The 24,808-nt window shown below is 53.9% G+C and carries 26 protein-coding genes; 15 read left to right on the top strand and 11 right to left on the bottom strand.

The genetic code is table 11. The features are described from left to right. Together PMI17_RS25850 and PMI17_RS25785 are read right to left on the bottom strand one after the other, a co-directional pair. Positions 1–66: hypothetical protein (locus PMI17_RS25850; RefSeq protein WP_369751416.1), on the bottom strand; the 66-nt coding region annotated here is incomplete at its 3' end. 170 nt (positions 67–236) lie between these two features. After that, complete coding sequence (locus tag PMI17_RS25785) at positions 237–359, bottom strand: hypothetical protein (protein WP_007889544.1); 123 nt, start codon at positions 357–359, stop codon at positions 237–239. A gap of 330 nt (positions 360–689) precedes the next feature. On the opposite strand from PMI17_RS25785, the gene PMI17_RS11310 reads away from it, so the two are divergent. Further along, entirely contained in the window at positions 690–1,232 is a 543-nt protein-coding gene (locus PMI17_RS11310) for a VOC family protein (RefSeq protein WP_036620951.1), read from the top strand. On the opposite strand, the gene PMI17_RS11315 is transcribed toward PMI17_RS11310, so the two are convergent. Beyond that, positions 1,229–2,368: a MalY/PatB family protein gene (locus tag PMI17_RS11315; protein ID WP_007889546.1), complete on the bottom strand. Its 1,140-nt coding sequence runs from the start codon at positions 2,366–2,368 to the stop codon at positions 1,229–1,231. The genes PMI17_RS11310 and PMI17_RS11315 overlap by 4 nt on opposite strands. An 85-nt stretch (positions 2,369–2,453) precedes the next feature. On the opposite strand from PMI17_RS11315, the gene cutC reads away from it, so the two are divergent. The 3 genes from cutC (at position 2,454) to PMI17_RS11330 (ending at position 5,010) form a co-directional block, all read left to right on the top strand. Beyond that, entirely contained in the window at positions 2,454–3,206 is a 753-nt protein-coding gene (gene cutC / locus PMI17_RS11320) for a copper homeostasis protein CutC (RefSeq protein ID WP_007889547.1), read from the top strand. A gap of 292 nt (positions 3,207–3,498) precedes the next feature. Then, the gene (locus tag PMI17_RS11325; protein WP_007889548.1) at positions 3,499–4,356 is read left to right on the top strand and encodes a hypothetical protein; all 858 of its coding nucleotides are present in this window, start codon (positions 3,499–3,501) and stop codon (positions 4,354–4,356) included. Between the two features lie 33 nt (positions 4,357–4,389). Then, positions 4,390–5,010, top strand: coding sequence for a LysE family translocator (locus PMI17_RS11330; protein ID WP_007889549.1), 621 nt, complete (start codon positions 4,390–4,392; stop codon positions 5,008–5,010). A 3-nt stretch (positions 5,011–5,013) separates the two neighbouring features. Here the strand turns inward: PMI17_RS11330 and cmoB are convergent, their stop codons facing one another. The 3 genes from cmoB to PMI17_RS11345 all read right to left on the bottom strand — a co-directional run bounded on the left by cmoB (position 5,014) and on the right by PMI17_RS11345 (position 7,607). Next, positions 5,014–5,982, bottom strand: coding sequence for a tRNA 5-methoxyuridine(34)/uridine 5-oxyacetic acid(34) synthase CmoB (gene cmoB / locus PMI17_RS11335; protein ID WP_007889551.1), 969 nt, complete (start codon positions 5,980–5,982; stop codon positions 5,014–5,016). Further along, positions 5,979–6,707: a carboxy-S-adenosyl-L-methionine synthase CmoA gene (gene cmoA / locus PMI17_RS11340; protein WP_007889552.1), complete on the bottom strand. Its 729-nt coding sequence runs from the start codon at positions 6,705–6,707 to the stop codon at positions 5,979–5,981. The genes cmoB and cmoA overlap by 4 nt, the downstream gene beginning before the upstream one ends. Before the next feature lie 78 nt (positions 6,708–6,785). Further along, a complete protein-coding gene (locus PMI17_RS11345; protein ID WP_007889553.1) occupies positions 6,786–7,607 on the bottom strand; it encodes a DUF72 domain-containing protein in 822 nt (273 codons plus the stop codon). A gap of 232 nt (positions 7,608–7,839) precedes the next feature. Here PMI17_RS11345 and aspS point away from each other — a divergent pair, with 232 nt between their 5' ends. From aspS to ruvB, 6 genes are all read left to right on the top strand, one after another. Beyond that, on the top strand, positions 7,840–9,621 hold the full coding sequence (gene aspS, locus PMI17_RS11350) for an aspartate--tRNA ligase (RefSeq protein WP_007889555.1): 1,782 nt from the start codon (positions 7,840–7,842) through the stop codon (positions 9,619–9,621). Continuing rightward, positions 9,621–10,052 (top strand): dihydroneopterin triphosphate diphosphatase, encoded by a 432-nt coding sequence (gene nudB, locus PMI17_RS11355; protein ID WP_007889556.1) that lies wholly within the window; start codon positions 9,621–9,623, stop codon positions 10,050–10,052. The genes aspS and nudB overlap by 1 nt, the downstream gene beginning before the upstream one ends. 241 nt (positions 10,053–10,293) lie before the next feature. Further along, positions 10,294–11,037, top strand: a complete 744-nt coding sequence (locus tag PMI17_RS11360; protein ID WP_007889557.1) for a YebC/PmpR family DNA-binding transcriptional regulator — start codon at positions 10,294–10,296, stop codon at positions 11,035–11,037. A 37-nt stretch (positions 11,038–11,074) separates the two neighbouring features. Further along, a complete protein-coding gene (gene ruvC, locus PMI17_RS11365) occupies positions 11,075–11,602 on the top strand; it encodes a crossover junction endodeoxyribonuclease RuvC (RefSeq protein ID WP_007889558.1) in 528 nt (175 codons plus the stop codon). A 92-nt stretch (positions 11,603–11,694) separates the two neighbouring features. Further along, complete coding sequence (gene ruvA / locus PMI17_RS11370; protein ID WP_007889559.1) at positions 11,695–12,309, top strand: Holliday junction branch migration protein RuvA; 615 nt, start codon at positions 11,695–11,697, stop codon at positions 12,307–12,309. An 8-nt stretch (positions 12,310–12,317) separates the two neighbouring features. Continuing rightward, positions 12,318–13,322, top strand: a complete 1,005-nt coding sequence (gene ruvB, locus PMI17_RS11375; protein ID WP_007889560.1) for a Holliday junction branch migration DNA helicase RuvB — start codon at positions 12,318–12,320, stop codon at positions 13,320–13,322. A gap of 7 nt (positions 13,323–13,329) precedes the next feature. On the opposite strand, the gene znuB is transcribed toward ruvB, so the two are convergent. Together znuB and znuC are read right to left on the bottom strand one after the other, a co-directional pair. Further along, the gene (gene znuB, locus PMI17_RS11380; RefSeq protein ID WP_007889561.1) at positions 13,330–14,115 is read right to left on the bottom strand and encodes a zinc ABC transporter permease subunit ZnuB; all 786 of its coding nucleotides are present in this window, start codon (positions 14,113–14,115) and stop codon (positions 13,330–13,332) included. Further along, positions 14,112–14,867, bottom strand: a complete 756-nt coding sequence (gene znuC, locus PMI17_RS11385; protein ID WP_007889562.1) for a zinc ABC transporter ATP-binding protein ZnuC — start codon at positions 14,865–14,867, stop codon at positions 14,112–14,114. The genes znuB and znuC overlap by 4 nt, the downstream gene beginning before the upstream one ends. Positions 14,868–14,943: 76 nt before the next feature. Here znuC and znuA point away from each other — a divergent pair, with 76 nt between their 5' ends. From znuA to lpxM, 3 genes are all read left to right on the top strand, one after another. After that, a complete protein-coding gene (gene znuA / locus PMI17_RS11390) occupies positions 14,944–15,915 on the top strand; it encodes a zinc ABC transporter substrate-binding protein ZnuA (RefSeq protein ID WP_036620955.1) in 972 nt (323 codons plus the stop codon). Positions 15,916–15,928: 13 nt separating this feature from the next. Then, the gene (mepM, locus tag PMI17_RS11395; protein ID WP_007889564.1) at positions 15,929–17,257 is read left to right on the top strand and encodes a murein DD-endopeptidase MepM; all 1,329 of its coding nucleotides are present in this window, start codon (positions 15,929–15,931) and stop codon (positions 17,255–17,257) included. Positions 17,258–17,383: 126 nt separating this feature from the next. Continuing rightward, on the top strand, positions 17,384–18,361 hold the full coding sequence (gene lpxM, locus PMI17_RS11400; protein WP_007889566.1) for a lauroyl-Kdo(2)-lipid IV(A) myristoyltransferase: 978 nt from the start codon (positions 17,384–17,386) through the stop codon (positions 18,359–18,361). Between the two features lie 24 nt (positions 18,362–18,385). Here the strand turns inward: lpxM and PMI17_RS11405 are convergent, their stop codons facing one another. The 3 genes from PMI17_RS11405 to PMI17_RS11415 form a co-directional block, all read right to left on the bottom strand. Continuing rightward, positions 18,386–19,621, bottom strand: coding sequence for an MFS transporter (locus PMI17_RS11405; RefSeq protein ID WP_007889567.1), 1,236 nt, complete (start codon positions 19,619–19,621; stop codon positions 18,386–18,388). Positions 19,622–19,707: 86 nt separating this feature from the next. Then, entirely contained in the window at positions 19,708–21,150 is a 1,443-nt protein-coding gene (pyk, locus tag PMI17_RS11410; protein WP_007889568.1) for a pyruvate kinase, read from the bottom strand. 107 nt (positions 21,151–21,257) lie between these two features. Beyond that, positions 21,258–22,112: a MurR/RpiR family transcriptional regulator gene (locus tag PMI17_RS11415; protein ID WP_007889570.1), complete on the bottom strand. Its 855-nt coding sequence runs from the start codon at positions 22,110–22,112 to the stop codon at positions 21,258–21,260. A gap of 372 nt (positions 22,113–22,484) precedes the next feature. Between PMI17_RS11415 and zwf the strand changes: the two genes are divergently transcribed. After that, positions 22,485–23,960 carry a glucose-6-phosphate dehydrogenase gene (gene zwf, locus PMI17_RS11420; RefSeq protein ID WP_007889571.1) on the top strand — a complete coding sequence of 492 codons (1,476 nt, stop codon included), beginning with the start codon at positions 22,485–22,487 and terminating at the stop codon, positions 23,958–23,960. Between the two features lie 187 nt (positions 23,961–24,147). Then, positions 24,148–24,789, top strand: a complete 642-nt coding sequence (locus PMI17_RS11425; protein WP_007889572.1) for a bifunctional 4-hydroxy-2-oxoglutarate aldolase/2-dehydro-3-deoxy-phosphogluconate aldolase — start codon at positions 24,148–24,150, stop codon at positions 24,787–24,789. The last annotated feature ends 19 nt before the right edge of the window (positions 24,790–24,808 follow it).

The raw sequence follows: 24,808 nt of genomic DNA on the forward strand, positions 1-24,808 counted from the left end.
GGCAGGCGCCCCCGCCGCTACCATTGCCTGACTGACTTTGTCGGAAAGAAGAGCCTGAATATTCACCGCGTTACCTTCATATGCTGAAAAGGCCCGCCTATTGGCGGCGAGCCGATGTCGTCATCCCGCAACTGCGCGGCGGGACGGAAAAATAGGAGGGGAAGTATACGTGAAATGTTAAAGTGAGTCAGCTTTTCGGTATGCTGTAAGGCGCAACATCGGGCCCTCAGCGCCGATTAACGGCGCCGTGGGTGACGACGAGGATTTTTAACGCTTTTGTCTTCACGCACCTTCCAATGGCGGGAAATTGCAAATCCCATTAATGCAATCAGGACCGCGACAACAATGAGCATAGACATAAGGCCGTTCCTTGTAGTTGTGAAACCCAAATTTATAAGAAAGGGTTTCTGGCTGCAATTGTTTGCAACTTAAATAAGAGTTATCTCATTGTATTAACTATTTTCAATAATAACAGTAGTTTAAGTCACTTTCATAAAGTAACTGCTGGACCTGATTTGACGATAAATCCGAAATGAATGGGCAATTTATGCGGTTTCGGGCCTTTTTGATGCGGAAATCGGATGAATCCGACAATTTTGTCAAGCGGAATCAATAGTTATCAATTTTCAAAACGATTAATAAACCTGAACAGATGTAGAGGTAAAAGCGTGACGCAGACCAACTTTCCTATGGAACTTGATGATTTAAAACAAGACTTGACTCATTTTGAGCACTCTTTGCAAGATTTTGCAGAACGCTTGGGTATTCGGTTGGCTGAACATGAGGCCGATCACGTTGCGGTGCGCTGCCATCAAATCGCCACGGCGGAGCGCTGGAAAGCGGGATTTTTGCAAATTGGGAGCCAATTCTCTGAAGCGATCATCAATGGACGCCCAATCTGCCTGTTTAAACTGCATCAGCCATTGCAACTGGCGGGATGGCAAGTCGATGTGATTGAGCTGCCGTGGCCGGGGGAGAAACGTTATCGCCACGAAGGTTGGGAGCATGTGGAGCTTGTGTTGCGCGGCGAACCGGAAACGCTTGGCATGCGCGCGATGGCGCTGCTATCAGATGACGCTCTGACGCAGCCCGGTATCTCGTTCAAAACCAGTGCGCCAAAAGGGGAGAACGAGCGTTTGCCCAATCCAACGCTGGCGGTGACGGATGGGCAAACCACGATAAAATTTCATCCGTGGCGACTGGAAGAGATCGTCGCCAGCGAACAGGCCTAACGCTGCGCGGTGACCGCGCGCTGCAAGCGTGTGACAGCTTGCTCTAGCGTGTCGCGCGTACAGCCAAAGTTGAAGCGTACGAAATTATCGTCACCAAAATCGTGGCCAGGCGAAAAGCCGAGTCCGTGCTGTTCAAAGTAGAGCGCGGGGCTGGCGACCGCTAACTGGCTGGCATCTATCCAGCCAAGATAAGTCGCTTCAGGCGCCGCCATTCGCAGCTCCGGCAGGGCATTTACCTGCGCGACCAGAAAGTCACGGTTGGCGCGCAGATAATCCAGCTGCGCCGTTAGCCAGGCTTCGCCATCACGCCACGCCGCTTCCGCCGCCACTAACGCCAGGATATCAACGCCTGGCACGATACCTTCACGTACGCGTTTGAAGCGCTGGCGTAATTCCGCATTGGGTATAATCGCCATCGAGGCGCCTAATCCAGCAATATTGAAGGTTTTCGAAGGAGATAGCAGCGTAATGCTGCGCTGCGCGGCATCTTCACTCAAGGCAGCAAAGGGAATGTGCTGCACTTCCGGGGATAACAGCAGATCGCAATGGATCTCATCAGAGCAGACGATCAAATCATGTTGCTGCGCAAAGGCCAGCTGGGCTTCCAGCTCCTCACGGCGATAAACCGTACCACCGGGATTTTGCGGATTACACAACATCAGCAGGCGCTCATTGCCCTGCATCTCGGGAGCGTTGAGATCCATTACCCAGCGGCCGTCCTGTAAACGCAGCGGCAGGTTCACCTGCGCGCGATCGGCTAATTTTGCCGCGCCGCGAAACGGTGGATAGATTGGCGTGGGTGCCACCGTCGCTTCGCCTGACTCTGTGAATGCGCGGACCGAAAGATTCAAACCGCACACTACGCCAGGCAATAACACAATCCATTCCGGCTGAATATGCCAGTTGTAGCGCTGCGCTAATCGGGAAAGGGTGATATCAATCAAGCCGGTTGGCGTTGCGCCATAGCCAAAAACGCCGTGTTCGGCGCGCTTTTTTATGGCCTCAATCACGCACGGCGGTGAACGAAAATCGCTGTCCGCCACCCAGAGCGGCAGCACATCACGATCGCCATATTTGTGCCATTTCAAACTATCGCTGTGACGACGGTCTATCCATTGATTAAAATCGAATGCCATTGTGCGAGTTCCACGTAAACTATCCAATTGAGCAGACTAACTGAAGCATTCCTCCCGAGCCAGAAGTCATGAAAAGGAGCAGGGTATGACGATACTGGAAATTTGTTGCTACGGCATCGACTGTGCAATGACTGCGCAGCTGTCCGGTGCCGATCGCGTGGAGCTGTGCAGCGCACCGCGCGAAGGTGGGTTGACGCCTTCAGCTGGCGTGCTGGAAGCCGCACGACGTGAAATTTTGATCCCGGTACATCCTATCGTCCGTCCGCGCGGCGGCGATTTTTGTTACACCCACCATGAATTTGAATCGATGAAATCCGACGTTGCGCTGATGCGTGAACTGGGTTTTCCTGGGCTGGTCATCGGCATGCTGGATGAAGACGCGCATGTTGATATCGCCCGCATGCAGCAAATTATGAAGCTGTGTGATGGCATGGCCGTCACTTTCCATCGCGCCTTTGATTTGTGCCACAGCCCCAAACGTTCGTTAGAGGTGCTGGCTGATTTAGGCATCGCGCGTATTCTCACTTCCGGACAGCAACAGAGTGCCGAAGCAGGAATTGCATTATTACGGGAACTAAATGAACACAGCACGGGTCCGATTATTATGGCGGGTGCGGGCGTACGTTTGAGCAATATCCAGAAGTTCATTGACAGTGGATTGCAGGAAGTTCACAGCTCCGCCAGCCGATTAGTCGCTTCGCCGATGCGCTACCGTAAAGCCGGTGTTTCTATGTGCTCCGAAGCGGAAACCGATGAATTCAGTCGCTACTGCGTTGATGGTGATGTTGTTGAAGCCATGAAAAGCATGACGCAGTTGACCACCGTCCGGGTAGCCTGATTTCACGCCGATTTTGCCGCGCAGCACGCCAGTTCTAATGACGTGATGTTTGCAAGTACCAACCCCAGTTATTCTAACTGGGGTTCTTTTTGCCTGGCATCTTTATACTTCAAGTTACAGATGCGTTGGCTGCGTGCGTTCGCTCTAGTCACTTACGGGTTAAGCTCCTGGGGATTTGCGCACTTGCCGCCTTGCTGTCGTTCGCATTATTTTGGCGAAAGAGTTCACGTCGGCATAGCGTATTCCAGCAAACGATGCTTTGATTACTTATGGCTTCGTACGGATAACCTTCATGAAATCCTTCCCTTGTGCCGTTTTAGTGCTGCTTCTTCCTTACTGCGGCGTCGCGCTGGCGGTCAGCACTGCGTGTCCACCGATGAGCAAAAACATTACCAGCAGCAATAACTGGATCATGCTGGGTGGTGATGCCAAAGGCGCGGTACGTCAGGTGGTGGCGGGCGAATTCGGCAAAGATGTGAACTCGCAAAAGCGCGTGCTCGGCCAGTTTGATCAATGCGGCGATTTGATGGTGGCCGATATCTCCTATGACAAAAATGAAGGCAACGTCATGCTGACCATGGAGCAGCATATTGCTCGCGTACAGCGCGGTTGGGTGGCGGAGTATGCTTATATGGTCAAAGTCATCAAGGCAGGGCAAGAGGAAGTGGTCGACAACCGGCAGGGCACCATTAGCTGGCAAATCGGACAGCATGGCAACATTGTTAGCTCGTCCGATAAATTCACCAGCATGGGCAAAGACGGCTTTACCGATACCACGTATCGCTACGACAAGCAGTTCCGAGTGGAAAAAAGCGTGGCTCGCGGCAGCGATACCATGACCAACGGCGAAAACAGCTGGCGCTGGAATCCGCAAGGATTGGTCACCTCATCCAGCAGCGCGCGCAGCAAAGATACTTACAGCTACGATAACCAGTGGCGGGAACTGCGCCTGAATGGCACGTCGACCACGCCGGTTAGCACGTTGCGCTCGGTCGATGAGTGTCAACTGTGGGATGAAGTGGGCAACTGCACATTGAGTTATCTGCATGAAACTGAAGTGTTTGCTAAAGGCACCATTGAACGCCATCTCAGCTCAGCTTATAAATACCAATACTGGAATTCGCCAGACGAATCAGCCACCCAGGATTAACGCCAAACGCACCTGAGTTAGAGAGAACATCGCATGACACTTATCCTTTCATTCCTCTTCGCCATCACCATTCTTACGCTTACACCCGGCTTTGATACTGCATTAGTGCTTCGTTCCGCCGCCGCGCAAGGCTGGAGACGCGCCTCGGTAACGGCGCTGGGCGTCACGCTGGGTTGTCTGGTATGGGGTGTTGCGGTGGGACTGGGTTTGGGCGCGCTGCTGCTGGCCTCGGAAATGGCTTATAACCTGCTCAAATGGGTTGGCGCGGCTTATCTGCTCTATCTCGGCATCAAACTGTTAATCCATCCGCGCACACAGGCGGAAGAAGGCCAGCGCACCCAGAGCAAAGAACAACGCTATTTCGCCTGCTTCACGCGCGGTTTATTTGGCAACCTGTTAAATCCCAAAGTCGGTGTGTTCTACGTCACCTTCCTGCCACAGTTCATTCCAGCGGGCGCTTCGGTGCCGCTGTGGTGCACGCTAATGGCGCTCACGCATATGCTGATTGGTTTGGTGTGGAATGCGGTGCTGATTGGTAGCAGCCAGTACTTTGCCACGCATCTGCGTCGCCCGGCGGTGCTGAAAGTGATGGATCGCCTAACCGGCTGCGTCTTTATTGGTTTTGCCGCGAAGCTGGCGCTGTCGCGGCGTTAAGCATTACGGCTTACGAGCGACGAGCACCGCGCGCAGCGGCGCGGGATAACCTTCGATGGTTTTGCTGCTGTCATTAGGATCAAGGAATTCGGCCAGCGACTCGCTGGTCATCCAGCTGGTACGTCGCTGCTCTTCAACCGAGGTCACCGCATAATCGACAATGCGCACATCGACAAATCCACACTTCTCCAGCCAGCTTTTCAGCGCCGCTGCAGAAGGAATAAAGTACACATTTCGCATCTGCGCATAACGTTCACCCGGCACCAACACCGCGTTCTCGTCGCCTTCAATCACCAGCGTCTCCAGCACCAGCTCGCCTTCACTGACTAACTGATTTTTCAGCTGCATCAGGTGATCAAGTGGCGAACGACGGTGATAAAGTACGCCCATGGAAAACACGGTATCAAACGCCTGCAACGCCGGTAACTGCTCAATACCCAGCGGCAGCAAATGCGCCCGACGATCGTCGCCCAGCAACTTACGCACCGCTTCAAACTGGCACAAAAATAGCTGCATGGGATCGATGCCGACCACCAGTTTGGCGCCCGCGCCAATCATACGCCACATGTGATAACCGCTGCCGCAACCGACATCCAGCACCGTGCGATGCTGCAAAGGAGAAATGTGCGGTAACACGCGATCCCATTTCCAGTCGGAACGCCATTCAGTGTCGATCTCGGTACCGTACAGCGAATAAGGGCCTTTACGCCACGGCATCAAATTGCGCAGCAGATTCTCAATGCCAAGGCGCTGACGATCGGTCAGATCGTCAACATCAGCGCTCACGCTGTGCAATAAATCCAGCTTCTGTGGCGTCAGCAGCGGCAGATAATCGACCGACTTCTCCCAATCGCGAAACTTGCCGTGCAGGTTTTCACGCTGCCACGCGGCGACCTGGGCAGGTAATACTTCCAGCCAACTGGCGAGCGGGCCGGTGGCAATCTGCTGATAAAAACGGCCAAACTCAATCATTTCAACGCCACCAACGAACCAAAATTAAAGCACTGGAACCACAGCTCCGCATGTTTGAAACCGGCGGTTTTCAGCCGCGCTTTATGCGCTTCTACGCTATCAGTCAGCATCACGTTCTCCAGCATGCTACGTTTCTGGCTGATCTCCAGCTCGCTGTAACCGTTCGCGCGTTTAAAATCGTGATGCATATTGAACAACAGCTCGCCGACCTCGGCATCCTCAAAGCTGAACTTCTCTGACAGCACTAGCGCACCGCCTGGGTTCAGCCCTTGCACAATCTTCTTCAGCAGCGCGAGACGTGCCGGCGGTTCAAGGAATTGCAGGGTAAAGTTCAGCACCACCAGCGAGGCGTTCTCAATGTGGATATCCTGAATATCAGCTTCAATCACCTGCACCGGCGTATCCGCGCGGAAGGCGTCGATGTGACGACGGCAGCGCTCAACCATCGCCGGTGAATTATCGACGGCAATAATCTGGCAGCCTGGCACATGAATATTGCGGCGAACCGACAACGTGGCGGCACCCAGCGAGCAGCCGAGATCGTAAACCTGGCTATTCGGTTGAACGAAGCGTTCTGCCAGCATGCCAATCATCGAAATGATGTTGGAGTAACCCGGCACCGAGCGCTGAATCATGTCGGGAAAGACTTCAGCCACGCGCTCGTCAAAGGTCCAGTCGCCCAGCTTATCGATGGGCGCGGAGAATAGCGTATCGCGATCAGACATAATGAAAGGTCCGGAGAGAAAACGGAAAGGGCGCTATTTTGGCAGAAACGCGGGCAGGCTGCACCCTTTGCGTTACGTCTAGAACAGGCTCGACTGCTGCGGCCAATCGGGCAGATCGCCTAATGAGGGTTCCAACTGCTGCAACTGCGGCCATAGCGCCTGAATCAGGGGAAACACCTCGCCCATATCTGGCGTGTGAATAAACAGCATCGGATCACATTCAGCCTGCCACGCGGCAATTTTGCTGTGCCACGGCTGAAACAGTGGCACGCTCTCCGCCACGCTATCGCTGCCGATAAAACGCACCATGGGTTGCGAGCCGGTTTGCACCGCATGTGGCGGCACGCGCGGCTTCTTCGCTCTGGCCTCAACGGCGGCGGCGGTTTGTGAAGTCGAGGCATGTACCGGGCGGCTATCCAGAATCACCCGATTCACCCCGCGCTCCAGCAAACCGCGATTCAGCGCGCGCTCGGCTTCACCTTTGGCAAAAAACGCCTGATGGCGCACTTCAACGCCGTACTGAAAGATACGCGGCAAACTATCAAGAAATGCCCATAAATCGCTGAGCTGCGCCGGTGAGAATGCGGCGGGCAGCTGTAACCAATATTGGCCGATGCGGTTGCTGAGTGGGTCGAGCAGGCGGAAAAATTCCGTCAGCAGCTCATCGCAGTTTCGCAGCGCGGCTTTGTGGCTGATGCTATCGGGAAACTTAAAGCAGAAGCGGAAATCGTCATGAGTCATATCGCGCCAGCGCAGCACCACTTCCGGCTTCGGCAGCGCATACAACGTGGTGTTGCCTTCAACGCAGCCAAACAGCTGTGCGTAATCGGCTAACGTCGCTAAACCGAACTGTTTCCAGTGCGCATGCTGCCATTGCGGTAATCCAATGCGAAGTGTCAAACGCGAACTCCTGAATCCTTTTGGGCGGGAAAGGGCGGCTTAATGTAACCTGTTTTCATGTCGGCAGGAAAAACAGCGCGATAAAACATAATGTTTTGTCCGCTTTGATCTGGCTCCACTTATCCTGCCTGGGTTTTTCCATTATAATAGCCGCCTTTTTTGCGACAGCATCTCAGAAGGTTACGCGGCCTGATGCTGTCTGGCAGCAGCGGCGAAGTTAAAAGGATACGTTATGCGTACAGAATATTGTGGACAGCTCAATCTGTCTCATGTGGGTCAGCAAGTCACTCTCTGCGGCTGGGTAAATCGCCGTCGCGATCTGGGTAGCCTGATTTTTATCGATATGCGCGACCGTGAAGGTATCGCACAGGTGTTCTTCGATTCCGACCGTCAGGACGCTTTCCAGCTGGCATCTGAGCTGCGTAACGAATTCTGTATCCAGATCACCGGCACCGTACGTGCACGTGACGAAAAGAACAAAAACAGCGACATGGCGACCGGCGAAGTGGAAGTGTTTGCCCATGAGCTGAACATTATCAACCGTGCAGAACCGCTGCCGCTGGACTCAAACCAGACCAACAGCGAAGAAGCGCGTCTGACGTATCGCTATCTGGACCTGCGTCGTCCGGAAATGGCACAGCGTTTAAAAACCCGCGCTAAAATTACCAGCTTCGTGCGTCGCTTTATGGACGACCAGGGATTCCTTGATATCGAAACCCCGATGCTGACCAAAGCCACGCCAGAAGGTGCGCGTGACTATCTGGTGCCGAGCCGCGTGCATAAAGGTAAATTCTACGCGCTGCCGCAGTCGCCACAGCTGTTCAAACAGCTGCTGATGATGTCGGGTTTTGACCGCTATTATCAAATCGTTAAGTGTTTCCGCGACGAAGATTTGCGTGCTGACCGTCAGCCTGAATTTACCCAGATCGACGTTGAAACCTCTTTCATGACTGCCGAGCAGGTCCGTGAAAAGATGGAACGTCTGATTCGTGAATTGTGGATTGACATCAAGGGCGTCGATCTCGGTGACTTCCCGCAGATGACCTTTGCCGAAGCGATGAACCGTTACGGCTCCGATAAGCCAGACCTGCGTAATCCTATGGAGCTGGTGGACGTTGCTGACCTGCTGAAAAACGTTGAGTTCCAGGTGTTTGCGGGTCCAGCCAACGATGCGAAAGGTCGCGTTGCTGCGCTGCGCGTACCGGGCGGCGCTGCGCTGACGCGTAAGCAGATTGATGAATACGGCAAGTTCGTTGAAATCTACGGCGCCAAAGGTTTGGCGTGGATGAAGATCAACGAGCGCGCGAAAGGTTTCGAAGGCGTACAGAGCCCGGTAGCGAAATTCCTTACTGCAGAGATCGTTGAAGCGATCCTGAATCGCACATCCGCACAAGATGGCGACCTGATCTTCTTCGGCGCCGACCGCGCTAAAGTGGTCGCCGATGCGCTGGGCGCACTGCGTCTGAAGGTTGGCCGCGATCTGCAGATCACGGATGACAAAGCCTGGGCGCCGCTGTGGGTGATCGACTTCCCCATGTTTGAAGAAGATGAAGAGGGCGGCCTGGCAGCGATGCACCATCCATTCACTTCGCCGAAAGAGATGAGCGCTGAAGCGCTGGCGACCGATCCGGTACAAGCGGTAGCCAACGCTTACGATATGGTGATTAACGGTTACGAAGTGGGTGGCGGTTCGGTACGTATCCACAGCGGCAAAATGCAGCAGACGGTATTCAGCATTCTCGGCATTACCGAAGAAGAGCAGCGTGAGAAGTTTGGCTTCCTGCTTGATGCGCTGAAATACGGCACGCCGCCACACGCGGGCTTGGCGTTTGGTCTGGATCGTCTGACCATGCTGCTGACCGGCACCGATAACATCCGTGATGTGATCGCGTTCCCGAAAACCACCGCCGCAGCGTGCATGATGACCGAAGCCCCAAGCGAAGCTAATCCAGCGGCACTGCTGGATTTAGGCATTCTGGTGGCACCGAAGAAAGAAAAGTCAGAGAACAAGTAATGGGCTTTAAACATCCGGTATCGGTGCTGGTGGTGATTTTTGCGCGAGATACCGGCCGGGTGTTAATGCTGCAGCGACGTGATGACGATAGCTTCTGGCAATCCGTAACCGGCAGCCTGGAAGCGGGAGAAACCCCGCGCCAGGCGGCGCTGCGTGAAGTGTTAGAGGAGCTCGCCATCGACATTGCCGATGAAAAGTTAGTGCTGGACGATTGCCACAAACAAATTGAGTTTGAAATCTTCCCGCACTACCGTCATCGCTACGCACCGGGCACCACGCACAATCGCGAACACTGGTTCAGATTGGCGTTACCGGCAGAGCGCGACCTGCTGCTCACTGAGCATCTCGCCGCGCGCTGGCTCGATCCCGTCGCTGCCGCAGCCCTCACCAAGTCCTGGAGTAACCGCCAGGCAATTGAAGAATTTATCTGAATGCTCGCCGCCGCGCGTTATTCCAGCGGCGAATGATTTAAATTCTATAAATCGGGTGAGTTTTCAATAAACGCACCGAACAATATCGAACAGTCAGGCGTAATCGTCGCCGCGAGGTTGTCCACCGCCAGCGCACAGCAACCGGAGCGTACTTATGTACGTGAGGATTGCGAGCACTGCCGGGGGACAAGATCGCAAGTAAGATAGCCTGCACCCAGTAAAAGATCGGAGAATATGCAAGATGGCTGGACACAGTAAATGGGCGAACACCAAGCACCGCAAGGCTGCTCAGGACGCTAAGCGCGGTAAAATCTTTACCAAAATCATTCGCGAGCTGGTGACCGCCGCGAAACTCGGTGGCGGCGATGCCGGCTCCAACCCGCGTCTGCGCGCCGCAATGGACAAAGCGCTATCTAACAACATGACGCGTGACACCATGAACCGTGCGATTGCACGCGGCGTGGGCGGTGAAGATGATTCCAACATGGAAACCATCATTTATGAAGGTTACGGTCCGGGCGGCTCAGCGGTGATGATTGAGTGCCTGAGCGACAACCGCAACCGTACCGTGGGCGAAGTACGTCATGCCTTCACCAAAACCGGTGGCAACCTCGGAACTGACGGTTCAGTTTCTTACCTGTTCAGCAAGAAGGGCGTTATCTCCTTCGCGCCAGGCCAGGATGAAGATGCGGTAATGGAAGCGGCGCTGGAAGCCGGCGCAGAAGATGTCGTTGCCTATGACGACGGCGCGATCGATGTGTTCACCGCGTGGGAAGAGATGGGTGCGGTGCGTGATGCGCTGGAAGCGGGCGGCCTGAAAGCGGATAGCGCTGAAGTCTCAATGATCCCTTCAACCAAAGCCGAAATGGATGCCGAAACTGCGCCGAAACTGCTGCGCCTGATCGACATGCTGGAAGACTGTGATGATGTGCAGGAAGTTTACCATAACGGTGAAATCTCTGATGAGATCGCAGAAACGCTGTAATGGCGTTGCTTAAAACCCCCATCACCGGAGACGCGCTGTGGCGATAATTCTCGGGATCGATCCCGGCTCGCGCGTCACCGGTTACGGTGTCATCCGCCAAACCGGCCGCCAGCTTACCTATTTAGGCAGCGGCTGTATCCGCACTAACGTCACCGATCTGCCGTCACGTCTCAAACTGATCTATGCAGGCGTCAGCGAAATCATCACGCAGTTCTCACCCGACTACTTCGCTATTGAGCAGGTATTTATGGCGAAGAATGCCGACTCAGCGCTTAAGCTGGGCCAGGCGCGCGGCGCGGCAATTGTCGCCGCGGTGAATCATGATTTGCCGGTGTTTGAATATGCGGCGCGTCAAGTGAAGCAAACCGTGACCGGAACCGGTGGCGCAGAGAAAAGCCAGGTGCAGCATATGGTGCGCACCTTGCTGAAACTGCCGGCCAATCCGCAAGCCGATGCCGCTGATGCACTGGCCATTGCCATTACGCATTGCCATATGAGTCAAAACGCTGCACGTATCAGCGATAGCAAATTGGTGATGACGCGTGGTCGTATGCGGTCGGGTTAGCGGAAACCCAATACACAGCGAAGCTGGATATTCATCCAGCTTTTTTTATGGTATATACACAGGCTTACTTATCAGATTAAGGAACTGCTCAGGTGATTGGTCGTTTACGAGGCAATATTCTGGAAAAACAGCCGCCGCTGGTGTTAATTGAGGCGCACGGTGTCGGCTATGAAGTGCACATGCCAATGACCTGCTTTTACGAGCTGCCGGAAATTAATCAGGAAGCGATCATCTTTACCCAGTTTGTGGTGCGTGAAGATGCGCAGCTACTGTTCGGTTTCAATAACAAGCAGGAACGCACGCTGTTCCGCGAGTTAGTGAAAGTAAATGGCGTAGGACCAAAACTGGCGCTGGCGATTCTGTCTGGCATGTCGGCACAGCAATTCGTCACTGCGGTTGAGCGACAAGAGATTGCATCACTGATTAAACTGCCGGGCGTGGGCAAAAAAACCGCCGAACGTTTGATCGTGGAAATGAAGGATCGCTTCATCGGTATGCATGGTGATCTGTTTGGTGGCGATTCAACCTTTACGTTAACGACGCCATCTGCTGCGCAGGATAACAATGATGCTGAAGCGGAAGCGGTTTCGGCGCTGGTTGCCCTTGGTTATAAACCACAGGAAGCCAGCCGAATGATCAGTAAAGTGGGTAAACCCGATGCGGATTGCGAAACCCTGATTCGTGAAGCCCTGCGCGCAGCTATTTGAGGTAAAGCATGATTGAAGCCGATCGCCTGGTCTCGGGCAGTTCCTTTAATGAAGAAGAAACGCTCGACCGCGCCATTCGCCCTAAGCTACTGACGGAATATGTTGGCCAGCCGCAGGTACGTGAGCAAATGGAGATTTTCATCCAGGCCGCGAAATTGCGTGGCGATGCACTCGATCATCTGCTGATTTTTGGCCCACCGGGATTAGGTAAAACCACGCTGGCCAACATCGTGGCCAACGAAATGGGCGTTAACCTGCGCACCACTTCGGGGCCGGTGCTGGAGAAAGCCGGCGATCTTGCGGCGATGCTCACCAATCTTGAACCCCACGATGTGCTGTTTATCGATGAAATCCATCGCCTGTCGCCGGTGGTGGAAGAGGTGTTGTATCCGGCGATGGAAGATTATCAGCTGGATATCATGATCGGTGAAGGTCCGGCTGCGCGTTCGATCAAGCTCGATCTGCCGCCGTTTACCCTGATTGGCGCTACAACGCGCGCCGGTTCATTAACCTCACCCCTGCGCGATCGTTTCGGCATCGTCCAGCGCCTTGAGTTCTATAACGTGCCCGATTTGCAACACATCGTCGGTCGTAGTGCGGCTTGTCTGGGACTCGCGCTGAGCGAAGAGGGTGCGTTAGAAATTGCGCGTCGCGCGCGCGGTACGCCGCGTATCGCCAATCGCCTGTTACGCCGTGTACGTGATTTCGCTGAAGTTCGCGCCAACGGCAACCTGAGCGGTGAAGTGTCAGCCAGCGCGCTGGATATGCTTAACGTCGATAGCCAGGGCTTCGATTATATGGACCGCAAGCTGCTGCTGGCGATTATCGACAAGTTCTCGGGTGGTCCGGTTGGGCTTGATAACCTGGCGGCGGCGATTGGAGAAGAGCGGGAAACCATCGAAGATGTGATTGAACCCTTCCTCATCCAGCAAGGGTTCATTCAGCGCACGCCGCGCGGCCGGATGGCAACGCAGCATGCCTATAAACATTTCGGTATCAGTCGCGAAGAGTAAACCGGCGCTAGGCCGCCGGTTTTTTTGCCATGCTAAAGATGAACAGCACCGCAGCGCATAACACCACTGAAGGTCCGGCTGGCGTATCGTAATTAGCGGAGAAGGTCAGTCCGCCGGTGACGGCGATAATACCGATAATCACTGCATAACCCGCCATCTGTTCCGGCGAGCGCGAGAAGCGCCGTGCCGTGGCTGCCGGAATAATCAGCAACGAAGTAATGATCAACGCACCAACAAACTTCATGGCTACACCGATGGTTAACGCCGTCACTAACATCAGCATTAAGCGTGTGCGTTGAATATTAACGCCATCAACCTGCGCCAGTTCCGGACTGATCGTCATTGACAGCAGGGAACGCCACTGCCACGCCATTACTGCCAGCACAATCGCTACGCCGCCGCCCATCATCCAAAGATCATCTGGGGTTACTGACAGCAGGTCACCAAACAGATAGGCCATCAAATCCACACGCACGCCTTGCATCAGGCTAACCACCACTAAACCCAGCGAAAGCGCACTGTGCGCCATAATGCCGAGCAGCGTATCAATAGCCAAATGCGGACGACGTTCCAGCCACACCAATCCTAACGCCAGACACACAGTAACCATAATTACCGCGTAATAGGGATTAACGTTGAGCAGCAAACCAAACGCCACGCCAAGCAGCGATGCGTGGGCGAGGGTATCGCCGAAGTAGGACATGCGGCGCCAGACGACAAACGAGCCGAGCGGACCGGCCGCCAGCGCCAGCAAGACGCCGCCCAGCCAGCCAGGTAATAACAGTTCAATCATGACGGGCCATTTCCTTTGCGCAGAACAATACGTCCCTGTAAATCGTGACGATGATTATGGTGATGGCGATAGATCGCCAACTGCTGCGCGCCGCGTGGGCCAAACATCGCGATGAATTCCGGATGCTGTGACACCGCTTCCGGCGTGCCGGAACAGCAGATGTGATGATTGAGGCACAATACCTCGTCGGTTTTCGCCATCACCAGATGCAGGTCGTGTGAAACCATCAGCACGGCACAGTTCAGCTCGCGACGCAGCTGGTCGATCAAATCGTACAGCGCAACCTGGCCATTGACGTCAACGCCCTGCGTCGGCTCATCCAGTACCAGCAACTGAGGTGCATTAAGCAGGGCACGCGCCAGTAAAACGCGCTGGGTTTCACCGCCGGACAGTTTTTGCAGCGGCGCATTGAGCAGATGCCCAGCCTGCACGCGTTTTAGTGCGGGTAAAATGGCATCGCGCTTGGTACCGCGCGAAAGATGCATAAAGCGCTCAACGGTGATGGGGAGAGTGGGATCGATATGCAGTTTTTGCGGCACATAACCGATGCGCAAATTAGCGGCTCGCTTGACGCTACCGCTGGTAGGTTTAAGCAACCCGAGCACCGCACGCACTAGCGTAGATTTGCCGGCGCCATTTGGGCCAAGCAGCGTGAGAATTTTTCCCGGTTCGAGTGTCAGGCTAACGCCTGCAAGCACTGGACGCTGGGAGAACTTCACGGAAATGTTTTCAAGGGTTACAAGTGGCGACATGATATTTACGGTTGCATTGAATTTCGAATGTTATAATATCACATTCCATCACCGGGTCACGATGGAATGACGTATTATGTTACACATTAAAAAGCGCCTTGTTTTCACCCTTACTGCTGCGGCAATCGTTGCCTCAAGCGCACTGCCCGCGCGTTCAGCGGTAGTGGCATCAATCAAGCCAATCGGATTTATCGCAGCCGCCATCGCTGATGGCATTACGCCTGTTGAAGTATTGCTGCCTGATGGCGCATCAGAACATGATTATGCCTTACGTCCTTCCGATGTAAAACGTATAAAAAACGCAGACTTAGTCGTTTGGGTAGGACCAGAAATGGAAGCCTTTTTGACCAAGTCGGCGGCAGAATTACCCGCCAATAAAAACCTCGAAATTGCTGCTTTGCCAGGCATAAAACCTCTGTTGATCAGCGGCGATGAAGATGATGATGAACATGAGCACGATCACGATCATAACCATGACTCAGAAAATTCTGAAGACCAGGACGCGTCTCATGCACATCACCACCACGGACAGTTTAATATGCACCTGTGGATGTCACCTGACATGGCCATACAATCTGCGGTTGCAATCCATGGAAAATTATTGGAACTTATGCCGCAAAGCAAAGCCAAACTTGACGCTAATCTGCAGGAATTTAAGGCAGAATTAGCCGATGCAGACAAACACATCGGCGCGCAACTCGTGCCTGTGCGGAACAAGGGTTATTTCGTTTTTCACGACGCTTACAGCTACTTTGAAAAACATTACGGTTTGTCGCCTTTAGGGCATTTTACCGTTAATCCTGAGATTCAGCCGGGCGCTCAGCGTTTACATCAAATACGAACACAGTTGGTTGAGCAGAAAGCAGTATGCGTTTTTGCTGAGCCACAATTCAGACCGGCCGTCATCGATGCCGTCTCCCGCGGCACTAGCGTGCGTAAAGGTACGTTAGATCCGCTGGGAACAGACATCAGCTTATCTAAAGACAGCTACGTGAAGTTTCTCACAGAGTTGTCGAGCCAGTATGCGAGCTGCCTGAATGGAGCATGAGGAATAAGTAAAAGTGCAGCAGATAGCCCGCTCTGTCGCCCTCGCATTTAATAATTTGCCGCGCCCCCACCGCGTTATGCTGGGTTCATTAACCGTAGTCACTTTGGCCGTCGCTGTATGGCGGCCTTACGTTTATCATCCTCGTGATGTTGCGCCCATCGTGAAAACCATCGCGTTGGACAAAGACGAACTACGTACACTGTTGCCGGAAGCCAGTGAACCGATCGATCAAACCACGGAAGAGCCGGAAGAAGATATTCCTGCTGACGACATTGATAAAGACGTCCCGGACAATCCTAACATCCACGATTACACCATCTCTTCGGGTGATACGCTAAGCAGCGCCCTGAATCAGTACGGCATTGAGCTGGGTGATATCAACGCGTTGGTAAGCAGTGATAAAGATCTGCGTAATATGCGCGTCGGTCAGCAGCTGAGCTGGACGCTGGATGCGGATGGCCAACTGCAAACCTTCAGCTGGGAAATCGATCGTCGTGAAACCCGTACTTATCAGCGTGCAGATAACGGCAGCTTTAAGATGCAGCAAGAGCTGCAAAAGGGTGAATGGCAGAACAGCGTGCTGAAGGGTGAAGTGCGCGGTAGTTTTGCTGCCAGCGCTCAACGTGCAGGCTTGAGCAGCGCTGAGACCAGTAACGTGATCAAAGCGATGCAGTGGCAGATGGATTTCCGTAAACTGCGCGCCGGCGACGATTTTAGTGTGCTGATGTCGCGTGAAATGCTCGGTGGAAAAAGTGCGCAAAGTCAGCTGCTGGGCGTACGTTTACGCTCCGGTGGCAAAGATTATTACGCTTTCCGCGCCGAAGATGGCAAGTTCTACGATCGTAATGCATCGGGTCTGGCACGCGGCTTTATGCGTTTCCCAACGGTTAAGCAGTATCGCGTTTCCTCAAACTTCAATCCACGCCGCCTCAATCCGGTGACGGGCCGTATCGCACCCCATAAAGGTGTCGATTTTGCGCTGCCGATTGGTACGCCAGTGTTGGCCGTTGGCGATGGTGAAGTGGTGATGGCGAAGAACGGCGGCGCTGCCGGTAACTACGTAGCGATTCGTCATGGTCGTCAGTATATGACGCGTTACATGCATCTGAGCAAAGCGCTAGTTAAACCGGGGCAAAAAGTGAAGCGTGGCGATCGCATTGCGCTTTCAGGTAACACCGGACGTTCGACCGGTCCACATCTGCACTACGAAGTGTGGATCAATAACCAGGCGGTGAATCCACTGACGGCGAAGTTGCCGCGCATGGAAGGCCTGACAGGTAAAGATCGCAGCACGTATATGGCGCAAGTCAAAACCTGGTTGCCGCAGTTAACGTTGAAATAACGCATTATTGTGCGCAGACGGAAAAAACCGACGGATTCTTCGTCGGTTTTTTGCTATCTGGCGCATGAAGATTGCAAATTTAATCATCGTCACTATTATTGACCGGTCATTGACAGAGGCGAGTGCATGGAAACCCGAAAGAAAAATAACAGTGAGTTTATTCCCGTTTTTCAACGTTCATTTTTAAAGCCGAAATACTGGGGCAGCTGGTTAGCGGTTGGCGCGCTGGCTGGTATGGCATTACTTCCCGCCAGCGTGCGCGATCCGATTCTGGGCGGATTGGGCAAGTTCGCCGGTAAGCTGGCGAAAAGTGCGCGGCGTCGTGCGCTGATCAATCTCTACTATTGCCTGCCGGAACTGAGTGAGGCGCAGCGCGAAGAGATTGCTGATCGTATGTTTGCTACTGCACCGCAGGCGATGGCCATGATGGCCGAGCTGGGCCTGCGCAATCCTGAGCATGTGCGTAAGCGTGTTGAGTGGCACGGTAGGGAAATTATCGAGCAACTGCAGGCAAATAAAGAAAACGTCATATTCTTAGTGCCGCACGGTTGGGGCGTGGATATTCCGGCTATGTTGCTGGCGTCTGAAGGCCAAATGATGGCGGCCATGTTCCATAACCAAAGCGATCCGTTAATGGATTACCTATGGAACACGGTGCGGCGTCGCTTTGGCGGTCGCATGCATGCACGCAATGATGGCATCAAGCCGTTTATCGCGTCCGTGCGTCAGGGATATTACGGCTATTATCTGCCCGACCAGGACCACGGCGCAGAACATAGTGAGTTTGTCGATTTCTTTGCTACTTACAAAGCCACATTGCCTGCCGTTGGGCGCCTGATGAAAGTGTGCCGCGCGCGCGTGGTGCCGTTATTCCCGGTGTATAACAGCAAAACTCATCGTCTGGAAATCTATGTGCGTCCACCTATGGACGATCTGCTGGATGCCGATGACCACACATTGGCACGCCGCATGAATGAAGAAGTGGAAGTCTTCGTGCGTCCACATCCTGAGCAGTACACGTGGATTTTGAAGCTGCTAAAAACGCGCAAGGAGGGAGATATTGAACCTTATGCGCGTAACGATCTTTATCCACGCAAGAAATGAGAAAGGGGCCGTTTGGCCCCTTTCTCATTCTACCTCTGCGACATGACTGCGACGTTTACGTTCCCGCAGGAACAGCGTCACCAGCGCAAACCACAGCACGCCAGCCGCAAAGTTAATGCCGCTAAACCAGGGTGTTCCGCCGCTGAAGTAGCCACTTTTTGCCAGTTCAATGCCGATCGCTAACGTCAGAATACTGATCATGCCAAGCATCGCCGCAACGCTGCCTTTGCCCTCATTGCTAGAGTAGAGCGTCAGGCGATACAGACCGGCGTTTACCATACCTGCGCCAAATGCGTACAGGCTTAAACCGGCGGTGAGCAGCAAATAAGTATGGCTGTCGAGCAGGTTGGCCAGCAGTGAAATGCTTAGACCAATCAGAATTGGCCAGGCGGCAAATTTCACCGGTTGCTCAATGGGTACGCGACCCGCCAATTTACCCAGCGTGATATTGCCGGCAATCATTGCCAGAAATACCGGCAGCTGTAGCAGCGCGTACTGCATCCGCGATAATCCTTCATCGTGCATTAAAATCACCGGCGAAAGCGCCACCCACGTGAGGATCGGGATAAATACCAGGCCGATCGCGAACGATCCGTACATCACCTGGCGATCGCGTGCTAAGCGGGCATAGCCGCGCGCCAGCGTCGGCAGGGCGATAGAGTGGCTGCGGTCGCCAGCGGTTTCGGGCATCACGCGCCACAACAGGGCAAAAGCAACCACGCTGCAAATGGCAAACAGCCAAAACATGCTGCGCCACTCGCCAACGGTAAGCCACGCCGCTCCGGCCAGTGGTCCCGCTAAAGGTGCCAGCAGCGCAACGTTAGCCATCAGCGCCATCATGCGTACCGCCAGGGCTTCCGCAAAAGCTTCCTGCACTGCCGCGTAGCTGACTGCGCCAATGAAGCACAGGCTAATGCCCTGAATGAAGCGTAGCGCGACGAACTCTTCAATGCTGCTAACCCAGGTAGTCAGAATGCAGGCGGCTGCAAAGAACAGAATGCCAAACAGTAATACCGGGCGGCGGCCATATTTGTCAGAAAGCGGGCCCAGCAGCCATTGCAGTACCACGCCGCCCATGAGATAGGCGGTCAGCGAAGTGGATACCCATTCGGGGCCGACGCTGAATTCAGAGGTAACCAGCAGCATGCCGGGCTGAATCATGTCATGCGCGATATAGGTCGCAAATTCAAACAACACCAGGGCGAGTGGAAACAGCAGCACGCGCCCGGTAAGTTGGGTTATAGGTTGATAGCGGGCCATTTGGCCTCCTTGTCAAAAAAATAAAAACGCGACTGCCAGGCAGTCGCGTTTGTCCATGTTGTTACAGCCGCTGTCAGACGTGCGTATTAATCTACGCGCAGCACACGGCTGGTATTGGTGGTGCCGGTGGTCGACATCACGTCGCCTTGGGTGACAATCACCAGGTCGCCTGAAACGAGGAAACCTTTTTCGCGCAGCAGGTTCACTGCATCATGCGCAGCGGCAACGCCATCATTATTGCTGTCGAAAAATACTGGCGTAACGCCACGGTACAGCGCGGTTAGATTCAGCGTACGTTCGTGGCGTGACATAGCGAAGATCGGCAAACCAGAGGTGATTCGTGAAGTCATCAGCGCAGTGCGGCCCGATTCGGTCATGGTGATGATGGCAGAAACCCCTTGCAGGTGGTTGGCTGCATACATCGCCGACATGGCAATCGCCTCTTCAACGTTATCGAACTGCACCTCAAGGCGGTGCTTAGAAACGTTAACGCTCGGGATTTTTTCTGCACCAAGGCACACTTTTGCCATCGCTGACACGGTTTCTGCCGGATATTGACCCGCTGCGGTTTCTGCTGACAGCATCACCGCATCCGTACCATCCAGCACCGCGTTTGCCACGTCCATGACTTCTGCACGCGTAGGCATTGGATTGGTGATCATCGATTCCATCATCTGCGTCGCGGTAATGATGGTGCGGTTCAGCTGGCGCGCGCGACGAATCAAGGCTTTCTGAATACCGACCAGTTCAGGATCGCCAATCTCCACGCCCAGGTCACCACGCGCCACCATCACCACGTCAGAAGCCAGGATGATGTCATCCATCGCTTCCTGCGAGGCAACCGCTTCAGCACGTTCAACTTTAGCCACCAGCTTAGCGTCACAGCCCGCATCACGCGCCAGACGACGCGCATAATTCATATCTTCGCCATTGCGCGGGAAAGAGACGGCCAGATAATCAACGCCGATTTTGGCGGCGGTAATAATATCGACTTTGTCTTTCTCCGTCAGCGCATCTGCTGAAAGACCACCACCGAGTTTGTTAATGCCTTTATTGTTGGAAAGCGGGCCGCCGACGGTGACTTCGGTGAACACTTTTACGCCCTGAACTTCCAATACTTTCAACTGAACGCGACCATCATCCAGCAGCAGGATATCGCCCGGCACCACGTCTTCTGGCAGACCTTTATAGTCGATACCGACTTTCTCTTTGTCGCCTTCGCCTTTGCTCAAATCGGCATCCAACAGGAAACGATCGCCGACGTTGAGGAATACTTTGCCTTCTTTGAAGGTCGATACGCGGATTTTAGGACCCTGCAGGTCACCCAGAATTGCCACGTGGCGGCCAAGTTTTGCGGCAATTTCACGCACTTTATTGGCACGCTGCTGGTGATCTTCTGGGGTGCCGTGGGAGAAGTTGAGTCGTACAACGTTTGCACCTGCCGCGATGATTTTTTCGAGGTTGTTGTCGCGATCGGTAGCTGGGCCGAGGGTTGTAACGATCTTGGTTCTTCTGAGACGTCTGGACATGAAGGACTCCGTTAGCAAAGTATCGTGTCGCTCTCAAGTGACACGTAGTGTTCATCTATTCTATATGATCGATGGGCTGTGATTCGACTCACATTGTGAATGTGATGTTAATTATTTTCCTGCACCTGCTTTTCCAGGCGCGAATCTTTTAGCGCTTCTTTGACCCGTTTCAAATTTTCACGGAAAGAGGCGCCGCGCTCAAGGGTAAACCCTGTCGCCAGAACATCCACCACGGTTAATTGTGCCAGGCGGGAAACCATCGGCAGGTAGATATCGGTATCTTCAGGCACATCCAGCGTCAATGCCAATGTGGCTTCCGCCGCCAGCGGGGAACCTGGAGAAGTGATAGCCAGCACAGTGGAAGCGTTTACACGCGCCAGGCGAGCCAGTTCTATCATATTTTTGGTGCGGCCAGTATGCGAGATGAGAACAAATACATCATTTGGTCCACTATTTATGCAACTCATGCGCTGGATCACAATATCCTCTGACCAGATGACCGGCAGATTAAAGCGCAGAAATTTGTTGGTGGCGTCGTGTGCCACCACGGCTGACGCGCCAAGGCCGAAGAAGGCGATTTTATGTGCCTGCGTCAGGGCCTGAACGGCCTGACGAATGATCTGTGAATCGAGTTGCTGGCGGACGCGACTCAAACCCGCCAGCGCGGAATCAAATATTTTATGGCTGTAACTTTCGACACTGTCATTTTCTTCCACATCGCGGCTGACCCAGTTCGGACTTTTGACCAGGCTCTGCGCGAGCTGCAGTTTGAAATCAGGAAAGCCGCGCGTTCCCATGCGGTGACAGAAGCGGTTTACCGTGGGTTCGCTCACCTCGGCAGCACGCGCCAGCGTGGCGATGCTGGAGTGCATTGCCTGTTGAGGCGCGGCAAGAATTTGCTCTGCCACTTTGCGTTCTGATTTACTTAGCGCGTCTAATTGCGCCTGAATCTGTTCCAGCATGGTTTAACCTAATGAGCGTCAATCACTTTTCAGCGTTCATCAATCAATGAAATCGCTGCCAATTGACAAGAATATACCGTGTAATAGCACCTCGCACGCAGCGGAGGACAAATGTAAACGCGAATTTTTTGCGATACTTTGATCGCTGACGTGTTTTGCCTCGACAAATATCGAAACAGAAAATGTGGCCAAATGGCACGCTACACCACACTTAACACCTTTATTACGTTCACAGTTAACGCCAGCAAAGCGCCGTGTTCGGGTTGTCCTGGCGCGGCGAAAAACGTACATTGTGCTGTAAGAAAATTACAATAAGGGCCCGGCGTGATGAGAACGCTCAAGCCGGGTATATCCTGCAACGAGGAGAGGAAAATGGCGGTTACACAAACAGCCCAGGCATGCGATCTGGTGATTTTCGGTGCCAAAGGCGATCTTGCACGCCGTAAACTGTTGCCATCACTGTATCAGCTGGAAAAAGCCGGTCAGATTCATGAAAGCACTCGCATTATTGGCGTGGGACGCGCGGACTGGGACAAAGACGCGTATACCAAAGTGGTGCGTGAAGCGCTGGAAACCTTCATGAAAGAGAAGATCGATGAAGCGCTGTGGGATACGCTCAGCAGCCGTCTCGATTTTTGTAACCTCGACGTTAATGACACCTCGCATTTCACCAAACTGGGCAAAATGCTTGACCAGAAAAATCGCGTCACCATTAACTACTTCGCTATGCCACCCAGCACCTTTGGGGCGATTTGCGACGGACTGGGCGCGGCTAAGCTGAACGCCAAACCGGCGCGCGTGGTGATGGAAAAGCCGCTCGGAACGTCATTAGAAACCTCGCAAGAGATCAATGACAGCGTGGGCAAATACTTCGAAGAGAGCCAGGTCTTCCGTATTGACCACTATCTTGGTAAAGAGACGGTGCTCAACCTGCTGGCGCTGCGTTTCGCCAACTCTATCTTCGTGAATAACTGGGATAATCGCACCATCGACCACGTGCAAATCACCGTGGCAGAAGAGGTCGGCATCGAAGGCCGTTGGGGTTACTTCGACAAAGCCGGCCAGATGCGTGACATGATCCAGAACCACCTGTTACAGATCCTCACCATGATTGCCATGTCACCGCCGTCCGATCTGAGCGCCGATGCGATTCGTGATGAGAAAGTAAAAGTGCTGCGTTCACTGCGCCGTATTGATCAGACTAACGTGCGTGATAAAACCGTGCGCGGCCAATACACCGCAGGCTTTGTGCAGGGCAAAAAAGTGCCGGGCTATCTGGAAGAAGAGGGCGCGAACAAGCAGAGCGCGACCGAAAGCTTCGTTGCCATCCGCGTGGATATCGACAACTGGCGTTGGGCTGGCGTGCCGTTTTATCTGCGCACCGGCAAACGCTTGCCGACGAAATGCTCTGAAGTGGTGGTTTACTTCAAGAATCCAGAGATGAATCTGTTCAAAGATTCGTACGCTGAGCTGCCACAGAACAAGCTGACCATTCGTCTGCAGCCGGACGAAGGCGTGGATATCGAAATCCTGAACAAAGTGCCGGGACTCGATCACAAGCATAAACTGCAGACCACCAAGCTGGATTTGAGCTACTCCGAAACCTTTAACCAGTCGCATCTGGCCGATGCTTACGAGCGTCTACTGCTGGAAACCATGCGCGGTATTCAGGCGCTGTTTGTCCGCCGTGACGAAGTTGAAGCGGCGTGGGGCTGGGTCGATTCCATCATTGATGCCTGGAACGCCGATGCCGAGGCGCCGAAGCCATATCAGGCCGGCACCTGGGGGCCGGTTGCCTCTGTCGCGATGATTACGCGCGATGGCCGTTCCTGGAACGAGTTCGAATAAGCGCATCAAACCAAGCCCGCCGAATGTGCGGGCTTTTTTTCGTCCAAAATTCATTTTTCTTAAAAGTGAACCTGGGTTTCAAAAAATTTTGATATCCGATGGACGCCGCTCCAACCGATCTTGTATGGTAGAGCCCAATTATTGACAGCGTGGCCGTGCGCCGGGCTGATGCAACTAAGGAAACGTGATGAAGAACTGGAAAACAAGTGCTGAACAGATCCTGAAAACGGGCCCGGTCGTGCCGGTCATCGTGGTTAATAAGCTGGAACACGCGGTGCCGATGGCAAAAGCGCTGGTGGCTGGCGGCGTGCGTGTGCTGGAGGTGACACTGCGTACGCCGGTAGCGATGGATGCGCTGCGTGCGATGATTAAAGAAGTGCCAGAAGCGATAGTAGGCGCTGGTACGGTGATTAACACGCAACAGCTCAAAGAAGTCACGGATGCGGGCGCGCAGTTTGTTATCAGCCCAGGTTTGACTGAGTCGCTGCTCAAGGCAGCGGTGGAAGGTCCGGTACCCTTAATTCCAGGTATCAGCACGGTGTCAGAATTGATGACCGGTATGGATTATGGATTGCGTGAGTTTAAGTTCTTCCCGGCGGAAGCGAATGGCGGCGTAAAAGCGCTGTCGGCGATTGGTGGCCCGTTCCCACAAGTGCGTTTCTGCCCAACCGGCGGCATCTCGCCGGCCAATTATCGTGATTATCTGGCGCTGAAAAGCGTGCTGTGCATTGGCGGTTCGTGGCTGGTGCCGAATGATGCGCTGGAAACCGGTGACTGGGATCGGATTACGCGCCTGGCGCGTGAGGCGGTTGAAGGAGCAAGAGCGTAGCGTCATTTAACAGGTGCGC

It is taken from the genome of Pantoea sp. GM01 (genome assembly GCF_000282675.1).
In the GTDB taxonomy this organism is placed as follows: Bacteria; Pseudomonadota; Gammaproteobacteria; order Enterobacterales; family Enterobacteriaceae; genus Pantoea; species Pantoea nemavictus.